This window comes from Paenibacillus sp. FSL H7-0331, assembly GCF_001956045.1.
The window spans coordinates 133,097-152,993 of sequence record NZ_MRTH01000017.1 but is presented as its reverse complement, the minus strand read 5'-3'; the positions used below and the strand labels follow the sequence as shown (position 1 = coordinate 152,993).

Below are 19,897 nucleotides of genomic sequence, written 5' to 3'. Positions count from 1 at the left end.
GAGCAGCAGGTAATAGCTGCTCTCCCGGATGCTGGCATTCAACCGGCCATCAAGAACTACAGGAACTGTCAATTAAGAAAGGATTGTATGGGATGAAAAGGATATTAGGTTTACTTACTTTAATTTCTCTCTTTTTTTCATTTCTTCCAAATGCCTTTGCTAGTGAAACAAATCAGCCTGCTATTCGAGTAAATTATCAGGGTAAAGCCTTAGCTTTTGAAGTACCTCCTGTCTTGGAAGTAGGAAGTGTTTTAGTGCCATTTCGGGGAGTTTTTGAAGAGTTTGGACTCACTGTAAGCTGGGAATCTTCAAATAAGCGTGTGACTGGAACCAATGATGCTGTGAAAATTGATATGAGCATAGGAAAGAAAACTGTCTTAGTAAATAATGAACAGAAATTACTTGAAGTCGAGCCTAAGATCATTGACGGCAATACGATGGTTCCATTGCGTTTTGTGTCCGAGTCCATGGGCAAGGTCGTCACGTGGGATCCGGCAACCAATAGTGTAGACATTGTAGATAAGTTCAGTGTGAAACCTACGGTACCTAACTACGGTGGAGAAAGCTACTATCCAACTAACTTTTCTAACCAGTTAGGAAGGACAAACCCTTACATGTACGAAAGAGATGGCTATTTATTTTTGTTCTGGTCTGAAGAATTGAAGAGTGGCCCTTTTGTAGACTTTTATTGCTCGATAGCAGACTTGAACAATAGAAAATGGGTCTATCAAAATAATCATTTTAAATATGTCAAGAAGGAAACCTCAGCATTTCAATACTTTTTTTATGAAAACTCACTGTACTGGCGCACACAGGATGGAGTATTGAAATCCTCTATCGATGGAACCGGTTCTGTCACGCAAGATGTGTACGTTGCTAGGAAGTTTAATCAAAGAGAAAAAGAAATCATGTCAGCCGTTCGTTATGATGATGGTAAAGTAGGTGTAATTCTAGGTGCCAAAAATAGTGTATCTCTTTATACGGAGGAAGCTACTAATGGTCTTTTGGATATTAAAGATCTCAATAACATATTATTTGAAAATTCAAATTCGAATACACAGTATATAATCAATCGCTCTTCTAAAAAAATACATATTATTTCCAATAATACAGCCAAACAATTGGACTATGAGACCGGACAGATCAATTTCGACGAAAAGGGAAAAGACAAGATTGAGAAGCTGAAGGGAACCTCATTCACACAACCGTTTTATTATAGAGATAAGCTCTATTATTTGTATCAGGAGGGGCAAGACCGTCGGGCGAAGATTGGCATGATTGACGATAGTTTGCGAAATGAAGAGATGGCCGTGATTAACTTTGTAGCTCCTTACAATTTATCGGATTACAAAGTGACCATCAACGAGAAAGAGTTTCATTTATGGAGGAACACAGAATTTAGTCGTCTTCCAGCTATCGATTTTACTAATATTGTTAGGTGAATTAGCTTAATAAAGTTCGTCCCGTCAGTTATTGGCTCTTTTTTATCATTTGTTGGTATTGTCATTGTGGCTATATCCTTATTTGTTTGTTTCTTGGAAGCCAAGAGCAGCGTGAGGATGGAAGGTGTAGATAAACAAGGCTCAGTTGAATACGGAGGAGAAACCAGATGACGAAGCTGACAGTAGATCTGGACCATCTCAAGCCTTTACTGGATCAAGCCAAAGAAACTCAAAGGAATATAGAGCAGATGTACAAGGAAAGCCAGGGGTATCTCCGGATAGCGAATACGCAATCAGGTTCAGGTACCATCCAGCTAGAGGCTGCCTATAAACGTTCGAACGATCAATTGGGAGCTATCGTGAGTGTGTTGCAGACTACGTATAATGCGATTCGTGAGCTGCAGTCGGATGAACCGTCCAGAAGTCCCAGCACGTGGAACCTATGGAGTCGCTGGTTTACGGGACAGTCAGGATATGGAGAACCGATCATCAAATATATGAGTTCGACACGACAGGTGGTAGAAGGTATCATGAGTTGGACTCGCGTACCGCCGCCGGCAAACCTAATGATGGAACAAATGAAAAGCAACGCGCTGCTTGCTAGTGGGGGAAAGAGCATTCAGGAGCTCGCGGATGCGAATGCGTCCGGGATTCGATTGAGAGGTCAATGGGAGGCATATCATCAGGAATTGCTGGGTTGGATGCAGGAGCTGGCCAAAGCCTACAGCCAAGGTGGGCAAAGCGAGGTTAATGTGCGTACAGCACAAATGAAGGAGACGGATAAGCAAGCCTACGAGCAGATTGCCCCTTATGCAGAATATGTGAGATACTTCGATGAAGGGATAGCGTATATGCAAAGCGTGGGCGACAGTACGGTTGAATTAGTCGGACAGGCGGGTCAATTCGTTCAGCATTTCCAACAAGGTGAGCTGAAAGTGGTTGAGGATATAGCCAAAGGATACTTGAAGTTCTGGAGTGATCCGATAAATCAAAGCAAGGAAGCGGCCACGGAAACGGCGGAAGCGATGAAAGTCTTGGGGGGAATGGTGTACAACTATGCGACAACGGGTGATCCGGCCTATCTGACGCCGATCACGGATGCATTGGGAGAAGAAGTAACCAAGGAACTGGAGCGCTGGAAGGAAGGGGGTCTGGAGCAGAGGGCGGAACAAATGGGTGAGTATACAGCCAAGGTAGCGATAGCGGTAGCAGGTACCAAAGGGATGGGAGCCCTTGCCAAAGCGTTAGGAACGATCGAACGGGTACCGAAGCTTAAGCCGCTGAACGTCACTGAGGCCGTAGAGGAGGCGAAGAATACCGGTAATAGCCCCTTGGTGAAGGAACTGAAAGATGCTGAGGGGATGGGTAAAAAGGGGATTGACTCACCACCTTATGATAGAGAGAAAATACTGAGAAACATTGAAGAAAGTAAAAAAGCTCGTGAAGCCTCCAATTTCGATAAGTATTTACAGAGAGAAAAGGAGCTTCTTGAGAAGTTGAACAAGGGGACGGGTAATCTCTACCCCACTAGAACCATTGATGCTATAAAAGAAGCTCATATTATCAGTAGGGTAAAGGAATTAAGATCACTATTAACAAGTGACTATAAAAAATCAGGCAATTTTGCATTTGCTGAGGTTGATATAGTAAATATTAAAGAAAAGGAGTTTTTTGCACATAGCAGTATTGATGAATTCAGTCCATCTTTAAGTGAAAGAGTTCCGAATATATCAATACAACCACAAAATCCAGTTTTTAAGGCTACTGATGCTCCTAATAAGGAAGGTGTATGGTATCCAAGAGATTCAGATACAGAGTATAAAATACTTAATCAAATTGCATCTGAGTTGAAGGGGAAAACAGATACTGTTGGTACAATTAAATTGTTTACAGAACTTGACACTTGTTTAAGTTGTAACAGAGTTATAGCTGAATTCACTTCTAAATACAAAAATATAACAGTAGAAGTTATTCATAACAATGGAAATAGAATTAAATAAAAGTCTCTTGAGAGGAGTAACACTTTATGGATGATTGGGGATATGAAGAGCTATTTGAAGCTGTGAATAGAAACTATAACAATTATCTTGAAAAAAAACTGAGTAACCAACATGCACTTGCAAGAACGTCATATGATTTTGAGACGGTGCGGAATGAAGGGATAATCGAGAATATTATAGTTTCTACAGCTATGGGAGAAATAATTTTGTCGCATCAAAAGGTTTTAATCGGTAATCTGAAATCTATTGAGGAATCGTTAATTAAATTTAACCCTGACGAGTTACTTGGACAGATATCAGACGAAGACCTTGCGGACTTGACTACTAGAATAAATAATGTCTTAGTTTCACTTAATGAAATGCCCATTGATTATAATTCTAGGATTGAAAAATAATAAGATTCTTACTAATGGTGGGCTACCCAGTGCCGAAAGAACTCTTTATTCAACCAGCACCCATCATTTGAAGGAGAATAAGGAGACAACCTTATGTCAAATGAAAAAAATATTTCTGAACAAAAACTGATAGACCTTTATTATTTTGCTATCGGAGATGGGAACTTTATCAAAGCGTTGGAAAAGCATTGTAATGGGCAAGGGTTTGGTAACGAGCATATTTGGTGTTTATTTGCAGGTGAACTAGAAGAGTGGGAAGAAGGGTACTTCGGAGAAAATGGAGTTTGTTATTTTTTTGATCATCCTGCAGTTGATGAAGATGAAACCATCGTACTGGATTACTCTACTTATTATGCTTACCTCAAAGAAGCAAGTGAAGCATACTTGTCATGACATTCTGATGATATGGATGTAGTTGAATCTCGATTACATGATATTAAACGAAGGTTTAAAATTGTATAAGTAGTAGGGACTACCCAGTGCCGAATGAACCCAACACTCAATCAATAACACATCTAGCCCATGTAATACCTGTATAAAGTTTTCGGAGAGAACTTTCACTTGATGAATATCTAAAGCACCAATGTCGCAGTTGCAGATGTAAGCATTACTGGTATTAAAAAGGAATTTCAAGCGCATAGTCAATTCATTCCTCTGATAGTTTGGGTAATAACTTAGGGGATTTTACTCATTCAAAAGAAACAAAGTCCTTTGAAACCTATGTTGAAGATAGATTTCCTCGTCTCAATGATACGGAGGCTAAAATTCTTGAAGATATTTCTTCTCAGATAAAAGACCCTAATGTTTCTGGTAAAATAGATTTATATACAGAATTAGACGCCTGTCAAAGTTGCACAAATTTAATTATGGAATTTAGACGTAAGTTCCCCAATATAAAGCTTAATGTTTATTCTTAAAATATGAAATAAGGACTGATAATATGAGCATGATAAGCTATGAAAGAATTAAAAATTCTGTAATGTTGGACTTTGAGGAATATATTGAAGAATAGGGTTTAAATGTGGCGCAGGTTTCAGCGAAAATTTTAGAAGAAGATTGGAGAAGAGTAAACGTTAGTTTGTTTACTAAAACATTATATTTTGTTTCTATTGCAATAGAGAGTTTGAAATATAAAGAAATTGCTGATTTTATATATTCTAAACTGGATAGTTATCTGAAAGACACTAAATTTGAAGAGCATATAGATAAAAACGACATTGAAGAACTGTTGCAAGACATTCAAATTTGTAAAAAGTTAATTGATAATAAAGATGAATATAAAATCAGGGAAACAAGCGATTCTACTAAAGCAGGAGTAGATTACATCTTAGGCTTGAAAGCTGATTAAATTTAAGTTGTATAGGTGATTGCTACAAACATAATCATGTGGGGGCGGCTAGGCTACCTAGTGTCGAATGAACCCATCATTCAACCAATAACACAGTTAACCCATGTAATACCCGTATAAAGATTTCTCCATTTTGGTTGTACGCACATAAATGCTTCAAAATGTATAACCTAAATAGCATAATGCAGTTACATTGAACAGGTTGATTATGGTCAGTTACCACTATGATTGACCTGTTTTTGTTATCTTCGTTTTCTCACGGTTTTATCAAAATAATCGCAACAATGTAAAACGTCAAAACGATAGATACGGTGTAAGGGTCTTGATGAATATAATGAGTTCGCAGCTTTCTATAGGGATGCGTTGACCATTATAGTATCAGGACTTATCAGAATATTTTCATCACGGGAAATAGGGACTGCCCAGTGCCGAATGAACCCAACATTCAATCAATAACACATCTAACCCATGTAATACCTGTATAAAGATTTCGGAGAGAACTTTCAGTTGATGAATATCTAAAGCACCTTGATACGGCTGATGCAATGTATGAATCCTTTAGAAAATCGAAAGTTGATGTTCAGAGTATTGCTAAAAATACAGGATTTTCCGAGGATAGAATCTAGAGGACAAAAGACGATCTGTTTTTTAAAGAGCATATTAAAGAACATGGTGTTGGACGTTTTGAAGCAGATTATGAAATTGCACAAGCATGGGACAAGTTTCAAAAAGGGACTTTCAACAACAAGACATTGATTTATTAAATCATGAACTTTTTTAATCTAAATTTGAAGGTATATTTAAAAAGATTATAGGACTGCACACGATAGACAGTTGATTCTGGTCGTCCGTTGTATCCACCTGAGGAGGAGTGAATTTGGCTTCGTATGTATTACTGCTAAAAGAACATGAAGATGATGAAACCGTTGTTTACCGATTTGGTCCAAATGAAATTGTCATGGGGAAAATTGAATTGAATAAGGTAACGAAGAAATTTGCAGAGTTAGAGACTTTACCTGACTCTTATATTCCTTCCAAATTTTATTTTGACAGAGCCGCTCAAAGGCTTGTGGTTTGTTTGATTAGGGAAGGCGGCAAGTTTCCAGAAAGAACTGCATTTGAATCATAATTTATAGAAAATCTTGATTGGTCTCTTACTATTCAAGTTTTTTTGGTGAGGGCTATCAAGTGCCGATTGAACCCTTTACTCAACCAATAACAGACTTAACCCATGTAATACCCGTATAAGGTTTTTATTACAAATTGAATAAAGAGAAATAATGAAAATTCACACTAAAGGAGCGAACATAATGAAGAAAATCATGATAGCCGTAGCAACGGCAGCAGCTTTGCTTGTCGTGGCCGAGAATGAAAGCCTTGCCGCAAGAGATTTTACAGACACGGTGAATCACTGGAGTCAACCGAGTATCCGTGAGGCTGTGGACAAGGGGTATGTGGACGGCTATCCTGATGGGACGTTTAAACCGGATGGGGCTGTGACCCGTGCGGAATTTATTAAAATGGTTGCCACTGCAATTGGGAAGAAGGTGACTCCTGAACAATCGAATCTGTGGTACCTGCCCTATGTAAAAGCGCTCCAGGATGATGGAATTTTATCGGAAACCTTTTACTCGGATGATATGGCTTACCCGATGGTACGAAGCGAGATGGCTATGGTAGCGACAAAGGCTGCGGATACGAAATCGGCTGCAGCTGTGGAAGATGCCGTTAAGCTCGGATTGATCGGTGGCGTGGGTGGCGGAGAGTTGGACGAGAAGGGGAATACGACTCGTGCTCAGGCGGTCACGATCATTGAACGGATTCTATCCAAACGAGCAGGTAAGGAGCTACCTGTGGATGAAGCGGCGCTGGATATGGCGACGATTAATAAGGTAGGCACTAATATTGAAAGAGTTTGGAAGATTAAGCCTGTTGCATTACCTGTTGAAGGTAAATGGGGTAATGGAGTGACGATAAAAGTTAATAAGGTTGTTATGTTGGATTATAACAAAGGTGCGGATCAGCCTTATGGGCATTTGTTTGATGGGTACTACCAAAACAGACGAATGGATTTAACAAAATTCGATGTAATTGCCTTTCAGGTAGACATTACAGTTGAGGGGACTGAGTCGGGGGTTTATGCATACCGAGACTTTTTCAAGCCTGACACAGTTGTGTCTCACGGAAATGTTAATTTTAATGAGAAATACAACCCAACTGGAAGAGTAGAAGGTTTAGATACAGGGAAAAAGGCATCTTATTCAGGGTGGACAGGCTATGCAGTAACTAAAACAACAAAACAAGCTCAATTTGAGGATAGGGGTAAATCACAGCCTTTAGTAATGACTATCGGGAACAATAGTGTGACTATTGCCGAATGATTATTAACCATGTTAATCTCCAATTGTGAGTTTGCTATAATCCGCTCTTACTGGAACCACATTCAATAGTCCTCGTCCCGTCATAAGGCGTGGACTTTTTTTGCGTTTACGGTCATTCCAATTAGCAATTCAAGTATAGAAAAAGACTTCCATCACTCTACACAATATCCGTCATTAGCTAGACAATAATTGTTATTCGCCTTATAACTCTGGCCTTAATGCCAGCACTATCCCCATTCTACTAGCGTTTGCATAGTAAAAGTGGCTTAGACAAATATTGTCCTGAACGGATTCATATGAATTGTCAGTTTTATGCTGTAACGAGATGACCCTATAATCAAATCAGCCCAGCAGCATCGGTTAACCACAGATGAGAGGGTTGAGCCTGAGGGGCAGCATCATAAACCAAATTATGGAGGCTAACGATTCATGGACAAATCATGCTTGCAGTACGGACTGACGGAGGAAGAGCGTAAGACTTTTGATGAGACAGGTTATTTGATTTTGGAGAACGTCCTTTCAGAAGAACACGTTGCCAAGTTGACGGAGATCGTCGATGGAATATATGAAGAAGGCGTAAGTAACGGTCACGATCCAACGAAAGCGTTGTTCCACCCGAACTTTATTCCGGATCATCCTGAGTTTTTGAAGCTGGTCGATTATGAAAAGGTTCTTCCTAAGGTATGGGGTATACTGGGCTGGAACATCTACTTATATCATTGCCATCTGATTGTAACGCCGCCGACAGGGCAACCCAAAAATTATGATAAACCATTCCCATGGCACCAAGACAGCGGCCGCGTGAACCAGGAGATCGAATCTCACCCGCGTCCACGTCTTTCTTTAAAAGTAGCCTACTTCCTGTCGGATATCTCCGAGCCGGATCGTGGTAACTTCTACATCGTACCGAACAGCCACTTGACGGATGATATCGATATTCCAACAGTCGGTCAAATCCCAGGTGCGATTCCGGTATGCGTGAAGCCGGGAACGGCTGTATTCTTCGACCGCAGACTATGGCATGCCGCCAGCACCAACTGGTCGGATATTACACGTAAAGTGTTGTTCTATGGCTACGGCTACCGCTGGATCAAAACCAAGGATGATATGACGGTACAAAGTTTATGGGATCAATGCACGCCGATCCAACGCCAGCTTCTGGGTGATTGCGTGAACGCAAACGGTTATTACACACCAACGGATGCCGATGTGCCGCTGCGCGTTTGGTTAAGAGAGCATGCTCCTGAGCAGTCCAAGGGCACTGCAACAATTGATTCCTAGAAGTCCCGCGAACAAATAAGTGTGCTGTATAGCCGGGAATTTTGGTGATTTGCAGTCACTGTGGAAGGCATGGGCTTGTAATCCTTACAGTTAATCTCGGACAAACGTGCATCCGTCTTTTTGAAGCTCCTGACGAAAAGACGGTGCAGCGGTTTGTCAGCCACTCAAAGATTGGGATGTGTTCAAATTGGAAGATTGTACAGCATTATTGGAACAGCTTTTACAGGAAGAGCAGGAATTGCAATTTAAGACATTTACGAATCAAATGGCTTTTGAAATCGGCTGTAGAATCGTAGCTAAGGCTGCATCCGAGCATAAATCGATTCTGGTCGATATTACCAAGAATGGACAGTCGATCTTTCACTGTGCGATGGAAGGCAAGACCTTGAATAATGCGCAATGGGTGAAACGTAAAAGCAATGTGGTCAACCAGTTTGGCCGCAGCTCTTACTACATGAGTGTTTTACTCAAATCGAAGCAAATTACGATGCGGGAATGGGGCTTTGTTGATCCCAATGAATACGCAGCGGTTGGTGGGTCGTTTCCCATCATAATTGAAGGTGTTGGCGTTGTAGGCTCCGTTACCGTGTCGGGTCTTCCACAGGAGCAAGATCATCAATTAGTCACTTCGGTACTGAAGGAATTTGTGAATACAGCAAAATAGAGGTGGACTTATGACGCAATCCAATGTATTATCCAAGCCGAGCAAAAGTGTAGCTGCGCGTTCCCGGTTATGGAACAGTATCTTACAGTACAAATACATGTACCTGCTCGCGCTGCCCGGCATTTTATATTTCCTATTATTTAAATTCGTTCCGATGTGGGGCTTGCTCCTGGCATTCTTTGAATATAACCCCTATACGGGCTTTGCTGGCGCCGAATGGGTCGGTATCAAGCATTTCAAGGAATTGTTCGCCGACGAAAATTTTTACCTCATGTTAAGAAACACGTTTGCCATCAATATATTCGGTCTGATTCTGATGTTCCCATTACCCATCTTTCTATCCCTCATGCTCAATGAAGTGAGAAGTGAAGTATTCAAAAAAATTAACCAATCGATCGTGTATTTACCCCATTTTTTATCCTGGGTGGTCGTGGTCAGTATGACGTTCTTTATTTTCTCCTCAGAAATCGGTATTATCAACAAACTTCTAAGTGATGCAGGTTATGAGCGTATTTTGTTTTTATCCAATCCTAACTATTTTTGGGGGCTTATCACGTTTCAAAATATGTGGAAAGAAGCGGGATGGGGGACGATTATTTTCCTGGCAGCGATGGCAGGCGTTGATCCTCAGCGTTATGAAGCTGCTGTTGTTGACGGAGCCAGCCGGTTTCGGCAAATCTGGCATATTACGCTTCCGGCTATTCGTCCGACGATTATTATTTTGTTGATTCTGCGTTTGGGTCATATGGCAGATGTAGGCTTTGAACAAGTGCTGCTGATGTTAAATCCATTGGTGATGTCGGTTGCTGAGGTTTTTGATACGTATGCCTACACACATGGTATTCTTAAAGGCCAGATCAGTGTAGGGGTTACGGTTGGGATGTTCAAGGGCTTGGTTGGTTTGGTGTTGGTGTTGGCATCCAATTATACCGTTAAGAAGATGGGCCAAGACGGTATATATTAGAAAGGAGACGTCTCATGAGCTTTGTTGCAAGCAAGAAAATGACCACCTTTGATTGGGTGAATTATACGCTTCTGGCGATCACTTCATTCGTCTGTGTGTTCCCTTTCATTTACGTATTCAGTGTTTCCTTCACCGATCCTGATGTGTATGTGCCGCTTAAATTTTATTTGTTCCCGGACCAATGGTCGCTGGCCGCTTACAAATATTTGTTGTCGACCAACAGCTTTCTGAACTCTCTGAGCAACACGATATTTATTACCGTTATCGGTACAGCGCTGAGTATTGTTTGTTCGTTCACTCTCGCGTATACGCTTACAAAAAAAGCAATGCCTGGTCGGAATTTTATGCTGAGCGCGGTTGTCTTCACACTCGTATTCAATGCGGGGATTGTACCCGGCTATATCCTGGTCAAGGAATTAGGATTAATTAACTCACTTTGGAGTTTAATATGGCCGAGCTTAACAAGCGCGTGGAGCTTGATTGTTATCAAAAGCTTCTTTGAATCTTTGCCTGCGGAATTGGAAGACTCCGCACGGATCGATGGATGCACCGATATTGGCGTATTTCTGAGAATCGTTATTCCTTTATCCATGCCGGCGATTGCAGCCTTCACGCTATTTTTCGCTGTATCTTATTGGAACACTTATTTTAATGCGCTGATTTACTTGTCTGATTCCAAGAAGTGGACACTGCAGGTCCTTATTAAAACATTGGTAATCGATTCTGATTCCAATGGTGTAGGGCAGGCAGGTGCGGGAGGCGATTCCCGTGCGGTACCTCAGGAAACGATTCGGATGGCTTCCATTATGCTTGCGATGGCTCCAATCCTGCTCGTATACCCGTTTTTACAGAAGCATTTTGCCAAGGGAGTTATGTTAGGATCAGTTAAAGGTTAACACAAATGATGAGGGGGATTTAACAAATGAAACCACTACACGTGAAAAGATTGTCCATGAGCTTGTCCTGCTTATTAGCTATTTCGATGCTGGCGGCTTGTTCGGACGGTGGCAGCGGCTCGAAGACTGCTGCACCTGCAGCAGACCCGAAGGCAGCACCCAAAGCTGCTGAGGCAGAGAAGCCATTAACTGTCAAAATCTTCGCAGGCTTGTATAACGATGCACCTGATATGAACAATGCTTACTGGACTGAGTGGCAAAAACGCACAAATTCCAAGCTGGAGATGGAATGGGTGCCATCCGGTGATATCGATACGAAAATGGATTTGGTGCTGGCCTCCGGCGATCTTCCGGAAATCCTGTCTTCCCCAAATGCGAACAGACCGTCACTGATCAATGCAGCCAAGAACGGCGCGTTCTGGGATTTGGGTCCTTTCCTGGGGGATTTCAAAGAATTCCCGAACCTGAAAAACAATCTGGCTAAGGATGCACTCAAATATTTGTCCGTTGACGGAAAAGTGTATGCGCTGCCACGCTCCCGTTCCCGTGTCGATCTGGGCCTGAAAATCCGTAAGGACTGGCTGGATAAGCTGAACATTCCGGTTCCAACCACATTGGATGAGTATGCAGCGGCATTGAAGAAAATTACCGATGCCGATCTGGACGGCAATGGCAAAAAGGATACGCTTGGCATCATCGGCCAAGGCGTCGTTGTAGATGACGGCACTACCTTGTTTGCAGCCGGATTCGGTGCATTGAATCCTACGTACAATGAAGAGGGCGGCATGATCGAAACGAGACTGACGCCGCAATGGGATGATATGATTGCTTATTTCCGTCAAATGTATACAGACGGCGGATTGCCTAAGGAATTTTCGGTTATGAAGAGAACCCAGAACGAGGAATTGTTCAGAACGGGTAAAGCGGCTTCCTATACGAACAGCATCTGGTGGGATGACGAGTGGGAGAAGGAAAACAGAAAGACGCAGCCGGATGCCAAAATTTTGAATCTGCTGCTAAAAGGACCTAAAGGCGATTATGCACTGGATCTGCAAACAGGTGTATCCGGCGGCTACTACATTTCCAAGAAAGTACCAGAAGCCCGAGTGAAGCAATTGCTTAAATATTTGGAGCAAACCGCGTCCCAAGAGATGACCGATTTTGCATACTATGGTATTGAAGGCGTCCACTACAAAGTGGTAGATGGACAAAAAACGCTGACAGAGCAGGGCGTGAAGGAAGTCAACGTAACCAGTAAAGGCGCAGGCGTGTTGGCTTACTCCAAGTGGGGCAAGGTCATCAGTGCTTCCGGTTCAAAAGCATTTAACGATGCGAAGATAAAAGAAGTCGAAAAATTCGATGAGGTTGGCTTGGTAGACCCTTTCAAAGGTATCATTTCCCCGACCTGGTTGAATACTTGGCCGAAATATGAAAGCGAATGGAAAACGATGGAGGCTAAAGCGATTGTTGGCCAAATTTCCATGGATGAGTTTAAAGCTTATACAGCCAAGCTGAGAGCTTTACCTGAAATGAAAAAGGCATTCAAAGAATTCAGCGATGCCTACAAAACATTTACTGGTAAATAATACAATTATATGTGATCGAGCCCGTTGTGGCCACCGGAACGAAGGATTTCTGGTGGCCGCAATATTGCTGTTTTATGGTGATATTCAGCTAATTTTGTTATAATTCAGTTACATGGAATACCATCCATCGGTCAGGGGAGTGCACCAATGAGAAGATGCCTGGATTTCATACAAAGAACTTTTTTCTCGCTGTTGCCGCGAACGAATTATTTAAAGCGGTTGATTTGGTTTGGCTGTCTGACCGTATCTATTCCCATTATTATTGCTGGTAGCGCTTACTATCATTTTTCGATTGTTAAAGTGAGTGATCAATTTAAAGAAGACAACAAGGCTGCATTGGTGCTGATGAAGGATCGTATGGAGAATCTGATGACGAATGTCGAGCATGATTCTCTGAAAATATCGATCAGTTCTGTTGTGAAGGATAATATCGGCAAGCCGGGCTTTAAAACCGATTGGTTTCAGCAAAGCGGGGTTCAGGATCTGTTCCTGATACACAAAAATTCCAATAATCTGATCGATGATATTGTTTTTTATGAAGCTTTATCCGGGATTGTGCTCGCCCAGAATTATGGTTATGTGACGTACGATAATTACAAAAGCCGCAGCGATCTGGATGCCGCTCTGAATATGAATATTCCGGCAGGCTGGGTTTATCTTCCCGAAGCGGCTGTAAACGGATACATCACTTATTTCCGCAGACTGCCGATTCTTCCCTCAGGCCAGCCTCAGGGCGCACTGCTCGTTCATGTGAAGGAAGAGGTGCTCAAGAATAATCTGACGGGTTATTCCACCTTTTCCAAAAACCAATCGCTGCTTATACTGGACTCCAATAACAAAATTATTTTACATTCCACCAATGATTTGACTTGGGGCAAGCTGGCTGGCGATACGGTGGGACTGACGGATATTTTGAAAGACGAAACGAGCTCCGGGCAATATCTGATTAAAGCTCAAAATGGCGATTCGTATATAGCCGTTTTTCAGAAATCGCTGCTGGGCAGAACCTATATTTCCCTGCTTCCCGAGAACGAATTGCTGCAGCAGGTCAGCTGGATTCGGTGGCTGATTGTATTTACGGTAGCGGTTTTTCTCATTGTTGGTCTGCTGCTGACGTTCTTTGCTTCCAGAAGGATTTATAATCCGATCGAGAATTTGATCAAATATGGAGAGAACCTGCAGGGCGGACGGTCGATTAAGCAGCAGGGCAATGAAATTGAGTTCTTGAAATCGTGTCTGGGTCATTTGAACGAGCAAGCGTTGGCGCTCGAAACGTATATGCAAAAAACACAGCCCAACCTTAGAGATCAGCTGTTAAGAAAGTTTCTGAAGGGCTTCACGGGAAGCGGTGAATCGCTGCTGCGGGACTGTGCTGATTTTCAAATCCCGACAAAGGGCTCGTTTGTTGTACTGATCACGATTGTTGAAAATCTATTTAAAGAAAAGCGCTTTTTGCCCAATGAAGGAGCTATTGTTCTGTTTGCGGTCATGAATGTAATCAAGGAACTGCTGACCAAATCCCAGCTAAATGGCTATGTTGTCGAGAACAATGAGCGGGAGAGCATCACTATTCTGCACTTTGATGATAGCGTACCAAGAGAGCAGATTCTGCAGCTGACACGGACGTTTGCCGAGGAGATCAAGGAAGCTCTTAACAAATACTTATCCTTCTCGGTATCCAATGGCGTTGGTGGTATTTATATGGACATCACGCGATTATCGGATGGCTATCATGAGGCTAAGGCAGCTTTGCAAAATCGGATTTTCAGTGATTCGCAGGCCATTTTATTTTTTGACGAGCTGGAGCCTTCAGCGAAGCAATCCTTATTTTTCTATCCTCGTGAACAGGAAAAGGTCATTGTCGAAGCTTTGTCCAGAGGCGAGCTTGTGTATGCGGAGAAGGGCTTGAACGAATTTGCCAAAACCCTGCGCGACTCCGGCTCCTATAATACGATCTATCAGTGCTATCATGTGCTGCTTTCTTCGATTATTCAATCATTGGAGGAGCAGGGGCCGGGCGTGATCGATTCGTTGGAGGGCAACTGGTTTGATCAGCTCAAGGCAAGGCAAACTGCACGTGAAATCTATGAATGGTACATTGAGATTATTTTTCCATTGTATCAACAGCTTACTGAAGAATTTCGTAAAAAAAGTGTCAAAATCGCCATCCAGAAAGTATGCAAGCATATCCGCGAAAATCCCGGTGCCAATCATTCCCTGATCGAAAGTGCCGAGATGATCGGGATGAGTCCTTCTTATTTGAGCCGTATGTTCAAAAAGGAGGTTGGCGTTGCGTTTATTGAATATTTGACTGAATATAAGGTGGAGAAGGCGAAGCAATCGCTGCAGGATACCGATCTGAGTGTGATGGAAATTGCAGAGGTGGTCGGGTATTCGGAACGGAATTTGAACCGGGCCTTTCAGCGATATGTAGGCATGTCGCCGAAGCAGTATCGAGTTTCGAATCGTTAGCTTAGTCATGTACTTAAAGTCGTTCATTTATGAACGGCTTTTTTTGCTGTAGTCTATCCTGTGAAATTTGATTACTGGAAGGATGCAGTAGTATTACTGAGGGATATTTGGACACGCAGCGGGACTTATTCACCGGACTTCTAAGCTGCTGAAGATTGGACAAAAAATGTCCTGTACGTAGGATACCCGTAAAAAGCGCAGCCTCAACCCTTTACGATCCGCTTATTGCATCTCGATTCAATTGACAAATCTTGTTCAGTCCCGATTCATATGAATTGTCAGTTTAATGCTGTATGGAAGTGACCCTATAATGAGTACGTGAATGAGGAAAGCTAGCAATCCGGCTTTTCTGCAAGAAATCAATGGGAGGCTAACATTCAACCATGAAAAAGCTAATCAATGCACCTAACTCGGTTGTTGATGAAATGATGGAAGGATATGCAGCAGCCTATCCTCAGTATGTGAGAATTCTGCCGCAAAACAAGCGGTCGATCGTGAGCGTCAATACGGCACGTCCCGGCAAAGTGGGTATCGTGATCGGTGGAGGCTCAGGTCATGAACCCGCTTCTTTGGGACTGATCGGCAAAGGACTGGCTGATGGTGTTGCCGTCGGCAACGTGTTCGCATCCCCACCACCTGCCCCTATTTTGGAGGTTACCAAGGAAATACACGGGGGCGCAGGTGTCGTTTATTTGTATGGAAACTATGCAGGAGACTGTATGAACTTTGACATGGCGGTTGAGTTGGCAGGCTTTGAGGACATTCGTGTGGAGACGGTCCGGGTAACGGATGATGTAGCTTCAGCATCCAGCTCGGAGCAGCGCCGTGGGATTGCAGGCTGTTTTCTTGTTTATAAAGCGGCCGGGGCAGCAGCTAACAAAGGCTTGTCACTGGACGAGGTTGTCAGACTAGCTACCCATGCAAATGATAGTGTTCGAACCATGGGGGTTGGATTATCGCCTTGTTACTTGCCACAAACCGGAGAGCCGAGCTTTACGCTAGGTGATGATGAAATGGAAATCGGTTTGGGCATCCACGGTGAACCTGGAGTTATGCGGGGACCGCTCCAAACCGCTGATGAGGTTGCCCGGATCTTGTTTGACCGCATTATGGAGGATATGCCGATGGGTACAGGTGAACGTGCTGCTGTGCTTGTCAATGGATTGGGCTCTACTCCACAAATGCAGTTATTCATAATATATAGAAGCATTGCAAAGCTGCTGGAGGAAAGGGGCGTTCAGATCCACCGTTCCTACGTTGGTGAGTATGTGACATCGTTGGAAATGGGTGGCTGCTCCGTATCCATCATGAAGCTGGATGATGAGCTTGCTGAATTGATCGATGAGCCAGCCGATTGCGCCATGTTTGTTCAGGTGTAAATCATGCTTACGAAGCCAGTTTTGCTACGCAAAACTCTTAGGAGGGAAATCCATGAACATATCGATTCAACAATTCAAAAACATGCTGTTAGCTACTCAAGTTCGTATCGAAGAAGAAAAAGAATATTTGTCCGAGCTGGATCGAGCATTAGGCGATGGCGACCACGGTGTAACGATGTCACTAGGATGGCAGGCGATAGCTGATACGGTAAATGCTTTTGAAAAGGAAGATTGCGGATTGTTGTGCAAGGACATGGCAATGAGCTTTCTTAATGCGGTGGGCTCCTCGGTAGGTCCATTGTATGCTACGGGTTTTATCCGGGGGGGAGCTGTGCTGCAAGGCGAATCGGTTATCAGTCAGGCCGATATGATCGCATTCTGGACAGCGGTGGTACAAGGGATTCAAGAGCGGGGGAAAGCCGAGCGAGGAAGCAAAACAATGCTCGATACGTGGATACCGGCTATCGAGAGCTTGCAGCAAGCGTATCGTGAGGACAAGGATCTGGCAGCTTGCTTCCATGAAGCCGTTCAGGCAGGCAAATTCGGGATGGAATTGACGAAAAACATGCTGTCCAAAACAGGACGATCCAACAAATTGGGCGACCGTGCTTTGGGACATCAGGACCCTGGGGCTACCTCAGCTTACATGATTTTGTCTACATTTTATGAACAAATCAAAGAACTGCAGCGCATCAATGTGCAGAAATCACTATTTAAATAAAAGGATCTATCCAAATAAGAATCCGTGGAGGAAACACAATGAATTATCGTACGCTGGGTAAGACAGGAATACAGGTATCCAATATTTGCTTTGGAGCAATGTCATTTGGCGGAATTGCTGATGAAGCGACATCCCTGGCTATGTTTAATCGTTGCCGCGAGGTGGGCATCAATTTTTTTGATTGCGCAGATGTGTATGCAGGTGGACGTTCAGAGGAAATTTTGGGCAAATGTATCGCCGACTGTCGGGACGAGGTTGTCATTACATCGAAGTTTTGTCTGCCGATGGGTAACGGGATCAATTCGAAGGGTATGTCCCGCAGACATATGATGCTTTCGGTTGAGAAAAGCTTGAAGCGTCTGAATACAGATCGCCTGGATGTATATTTTGTCCATCACTTTGACGCCACGACAGATATGGAAGAAACGCTGCGCGGCCTGGACGATCTGCAAAAGCAGGGCAAAATTTTGTATCCGGCGGTCAGCAATTGGGCGGCTTGGCAAATTGCCAAAGCATTGGGGATTTCAAACCATAGAGCTTTGGCCCGCTTTGAATGTATCCAGCCGATGTACAATCTGGTGAAGCGTCAAGCCGAAGTCGAAATATTGCCTCTGGCAGCATCCGAGCAAATTGGCGTTATTTCTTACAGTCCGCTTGCGGCAGGCCTGTTATCCGGCAAGTATAACCAAGGCGTTAAGCCTCAGGAAGGACGATTTATCGACCATAAGGGCACACAGGATCGTTACGCCGATCAGATGAACTATGAGGTGGCCGATCGTTTTATCAAATTCGCAGGTGAGTTCGGAGCACATCCCGCTTCACTGGCTATTGCCTGGGTTATGGGCAATCCGGCAGTTACCGCTCCGATCATTGGTGCCCGCAATATGGAGCAGCTGCAGCCTTTATTGGGCGCGCTCGACATTGAGATGACATCGGATTTGCGTAAGCAAATATCGGCGATGTCTGTAACACCTCCACCAGCAACGGACCGTGCAGAAGAAGTGTAATCACCCGATAGCAGCATGAAAATAAATGAACCTCCAATGCCACGTAAGCTGTGGACGGGAGGTTCATTTGCTTATCAGTCTTTACAGAGCAGCCATCAAGCCAAAGCAGACAACGGAAAGACCTGTATAGATCCAGACCCATCTTCGACTGTAGGTTTTGTTTTTCCACAACCGAATCAAGTACCACAGAGTGAATACAGCCGACACAATCGTTATCAGACTCAGCGTATTCGTAAACCAGGGTGTCATAGTGAACGGTACCATTGTGCCAGTCATACCCTGATGCTGCGTATGACTGTGGCCGCTGTTCAAGCTTGCACTGCCAGCCATAAGTACCGGCAGCAACAGATGGATACTGTGCAGCACAATCGGCAGCAGCAAGCCGCCTAACGGAAGTAATGAATATTTGCCAATGACTTTATCGGACAACGGTTTTAGCCCTCCCATCGCTCCATTTCTAAAGTTCTTTCTTCATATGTATGGGATGGAGGGATCAATTAGACCCGAGCGTTCTGCTTGCGGAACTGCTTGGGGGTTAATCCAGTTTCCCGCTTAAACATACTGCAAAACTGGGCATCATTAAAAAATCCGGCCTCAAAAGCAATCTCAGCCACACTATGGTTGAAATGGATCAGCATGTGACGGGCGTATGCCAGCCTTTTGCGAAATATATACTGCAGCGGAGCAGCTCCATACCTTTCTTTAAAAAGATGGCGAAACCTGTCGTAGCTGTATCCTGCCATGTCAGCCAAGGCTTCGATTTGAATTTTTTGCCGGTAATGCTCATCCATATAATTGCGCGTGTAGACGAGGTGATCGTAGTGCAGCACAGGCTGACTTTTTTGTCCCCATAAGCGCTGCAGATGAATGATGAGTTCTCCGGTCAGGAGATTGAGCATTTTATCGTAGTCCTGCTTTTGCAGAGTAAATTCGCTTTTTAAGCGTAACAGCAGTTCAAGCAGACTGTGCTGCGTATCATCATGGTAGATGGCATTTTTATCGATCGATATCGCTGTATCTGTAGTAAACCCGATGAACAGAACCTCTGTCGTTTCCAGATGCCTTTCATCATGAACCATCCCGGGTGTAATAAAAGAATAGGAGTGGGAAACGTATGTCGAGGTTTGGGTGCCTATACAGGTTTGTCCGCTTCCTTGTACATAGTAAACCAGCTCACAGCAGGCATGCTGATGGGGCTGAACGTAGCTTGCTTGCGGGTGAGTCAGATGGGAAAGAAATTCAAAACGGCACAAGTGTCAGCCTCGCCTCACTTTCATTAAATAGCCAGATCATATAAAAAATTGACCGAAACATGATAAGGCTTTCAACGTTCTTCTGTTACCATAATAGCACCGGGATTT

19 protein-coding genes are annotated in these 19,897 nt (G+C 43.5%); 17 read left to right on the top strand and 2 right to left on the bottom strand.

Annotation, left to right across the window (positions count from 1 at the left end):
* Positions 1–92 precede the first annotated feature (92 nt).
* From BK127_RS23990 to BK127_RS23905, 17 genes are all read left to right on the top strand, one after another.
* A complete protein-coding gene (locus BK127_RS23990) occupies positions 93–1,442 on the top strand; it encodes a copper amine oxidase N-terminal domain-containing protein (protein ID WP_076234045.1) in 1,350 nt (449 codons plus the stop codon).
* A 167-nt stretch (positions 1,443–1,609) separates the two neighbouring features.
* Positions 1,610–3,442 carry a deaminase domain-containing protein gene (locus BK127_RS43860; protein WP_256711423.1) on the top strand — a complete coding sequence of 611 codons (1,833 nt, stop codon included), beginning with the start codon at positions 1,610–1,612 and terminating at the stop codon, positions 3,440–3,442.
* 26 nt (positions 3,443–3,468) lie between these two features.
* Entirely contained in the window at positions 3,469–3,837 is a 369-nt protein-coding gene (locus tag BK127_RS23980) for an Imm3 family immunity protein (RefSeq protein ID WP_076234044.1), read from the top strand.
* A 93-nt stretch (positions 3,838–3,930) separates the two neighbouring features.
* Complete coding sequence (cdiI, locus tag BK127_RS23975) at positions 3,931–4,230, top strand: ribonuclease toxin immunity protein CdiI (protein ID WP_083689528.1); 300 nt, start codon at positions 3,931–3,933, stop codon at positions 4,228–4,230.
* A 269-nt stretch (positions 4,231–4,499) separates the two neighbouring features.
* Positions 4,500–4,754, top strand: a complete 255-nt coding sequence (locus BK127_RS23970) for a deaminase domain-containing protein (protein ID WP_076234043.1) — start codon at positions 4,500–4,502, stop codon at positions 4,752–4,754.
* A gap of 104 nt (positions 4,755–4,858) precedes the next feature.
* Positions 4,859–5,185, top strand: a complete 327-nt coding sequence (locus BK127_RS23965; protein WP_083689527.1) for a hypothetical protein — start codon at positions 4,859–4,861, stop codon at positions 5,183–5,185.
* Between the two features lie 877 nt (positions 5,186–6,062).
* Positions 6,063–6,314, top strand: a complete 252-nt coding sequence (locus tag BK127_RS23955) for a hypothetical protein (RefSeq protein ID WP_076234042.1) — start codon at positions 6,063–6,065, stop codon at positions 6,312–6,314.
* A gap of 181 nt (positions 6,315–6,495) precedes the next feature.
* On the top strand, positions 6,496–7,566 hold the full coding sequence (locus BK127_RS23950; protein ID WP_076234041.1) for an S-layer homology domain-containing protein: 1,071 nt from the start codon (positions 6,496–6,498) through the stop codon (positions 7,564–7,566).
* A 429-nt stretch (positions 7,567–7,995) separates the two neighbouring features.
* Entirely contained in the window at positions 7,996–8,847 is an 852-nt protein-coding gene (locus tag BK127_RS23945; RefSeq protein WP_076234040.1) for a phytanoyl-CoA dioxygenase family protein, read from the top strand.
* A 208-nt stretch (positions 8,848–9,055) separates the two neighbouring features.
* Positions 9,056–9,511, top strand: a complete 456-nt coding sequence (locus BK127_RS23940; RefSeq protein ID WP_256711422.1) for a heme-degrading domain-containing protein — start codon at positions 9,056–9,058, stop codon at positions 9,509–9,511.
* A 10-nt stretch (positions 9,512–9,521) separates the two neighbouring features.
* The gene (locus BK127_RS23935; RefSeq protein ID WP_076234038.1) at positions 9,522–10,475 is read left to right on the top strand and encodes an ABC transporter permease; all 954 of its coding nucleotides are present in this window, start codon (positions 9,522–9,524) and stop codon (positions 10,473–10,475) included.
* A gap of 14 nt (positions 10,476–10,489) precedes the next feature.
* Positions 10,490–11,371 (top strand): carbohydrate ABC transporter permease, encoded by an 882-nt coding sequence (locus tag BK127_RS23930; RefSeq protein WP_076234037.1) that lies wholly within the window; start codon positions 10,490–10,492, stop codon positions 11,369–11,371.
* 26 nt (positions 11,372–11,397) lie between these two features.
* Positions 11,398–12,957, top strand: a complete 1,560-nt coding sequence (locus BK127_RS23925; RefSeq protein WP_076234036.1) for a type 2 periplasmic-binding domain-containing protein — start codon at positions 11,398–11,400, stop codon at positions 12,955–12,957.
* Positions 12,958–13,104: 147 nt separating this feature from the next.
* Positions 13,105–15,429: a helix-turn-helix domain-containing protein gene (locus BK127_RS23920; RefSeq protein ID WP_076234035.1), complete on the top strand. Its 2,325-nt coding sequence runs from the start codon at positions 13,105–13,107 to the stop codon at positions 15,427–15,429.
* Positions 15,430–15,812: 383 nt separating this feature from the next.
* Complete coding sequence (locus BK127_RS23915) at positions 15,813–16,808, top strand: dihydroxyacetone kinase subunit DhaK (RefSeq protein WP_076234034.1); 996 nt, start codon at positions 15,813–15,815, stop codon at positions 16,806–16,808.
* Between the two features lie 52 nt (positions 16,809–16,860).
* On the top strand, positions 16,861–17,529 hold the full coding sequence (dhaL, locus tag BK127_RS23910) for a dihydroxyacetone kinase subunit DhaL (protein WP_076234033.1): 669 nt from the start codon (positions 16,861–16,863) through the stop codon (positions 17,527–17,529).
* A gap of 38 nt (positions 17,530–17,567) precedes the next feature.
* A complete protein-coding gene (locus tag BK127_RS23905; protein WP_076234032.1) occupies positions 17,568–18,536 on the top strand; it encodes an aldo/keto reductase in 969 nt (322 codons plus the stop codon).
* 81 nt (positions 18,537–18,617) lie between these two features.
* Here BK127_RS23905 and BK127_RS23900 read toward each other — a convergent pair whose 3' ends face one another.
* Both BK127_RS23900 and BK127_RS23895 read right to left on the bottom strand, forming a co-directional pair.
* On the bottom strand, positions 18,618–18,965 hold the full coding sequence (locus BK127_RS23900) for a hypothetical protein (protein WP_076234031.1): 348 nt from the start codon (positions 18,963–18,965) through the stop codon (positions 18,618–18,620).
* A 68-nt stretch (positions 18,966–19,033) separates the two neighbouring features.
* Positions 19,034–19,789 (bottom strand): AraC family transcriptional regulator, encoded by a 756-nt coding sequence (locus tag BK127_RS23895; protein WP_076234030.1) that lies wholly within the window; start codon positions 19,787–19,789, stop codon positions 19,034–19,036.
* Between the last annotated feature and the right edge of the window lie 108 nt (positions 19,790–19,897).

Coding starts and splice junctions, on each gene's coding strand:
- BK127_RS23990 (WP_076234045.1), top strand. CDS start 93: ATGAAAAGGATATTAGGTTTACTTACTTTAATTTCTCTCTTTTTTTCA.
- BK127_RS43860 (WP_256711423.1), top strand. CDS start 1,610: ATGACGAAGCTGACAGTAGATCTGGACCATCTCAAGCCTTTACTGGAT.
- BK127_RS23980 (WP_076234044.1), top strand. CDS start 3,469: ATGGATGATTGGGGATATGAAGAGCTATTTGAAGCTGTGAATAGAAAC.
- cdiI (WP_083689528.1), top strand. CDS start 3,931: ATGTCAAATGAAAAAAATATTTCTGAACAAAAACTGATAGACCTTTAT.
- BK127_RS23950 (WP_076234041.1), top strand. CDS start 6,496: ATGAAGAAAATCATGATAGCCGTAGCAACGGCAGCAGCTTTGCTTGTC.
- BK127_RS23945 (WP_076234040.1), top strand. CDS start 7,996: ATGGACAAATCATGCTTGCAGTACGGACTGACGGAGGAAGAGCGTAAG.
- BK127_RS23935 (WP_076234038.1), top strand. CDS start 9,522: ATGACGCAATCCAATGTATTATCCAAGCCGAGCAAAAGTGTAGCTGCG.
- BK127_RS23930 (WP_076234037.1), top strand. CDS start 10,490: ATGAGCTTTGTTGCAAGCAAGAAAATGACCACCTTTGATTGGGTGAAT.
- BK127_RS23925 (WP_076234036.1), top strand. CDS start 11,398: ATGAAACCACTACACGTGAAAAGATTGTCCATGAGCTTGTCCTGCTTA.
- BK127_RS23920 (WP_076234035.1), top strand. CDS start 13,105: ATGAGAAGATGCCTGGATTTCATACAAAGAACTTTTTTCTCGCTGTTG.
- BK127_RS23915 (WP_076234034.1), top strand. CDS start 15,813: ATGAAAAAGCTAATCAATGCACCTAACTCGGTTGTTGATGAAATGATG.
- dhaL (WP_076234033.1), top strand. CDS start 16,861: ATGAACATATCGATTCAACAATTCAAAAACATGCTGTTAGCTACTCAA.
- BK127_RS23905 (WP_076234032.1), top strand. CDS start 17,568: ATGAATTATCGTACGCTGGGTAAGACAGGAATACAGGTATCCAATATT.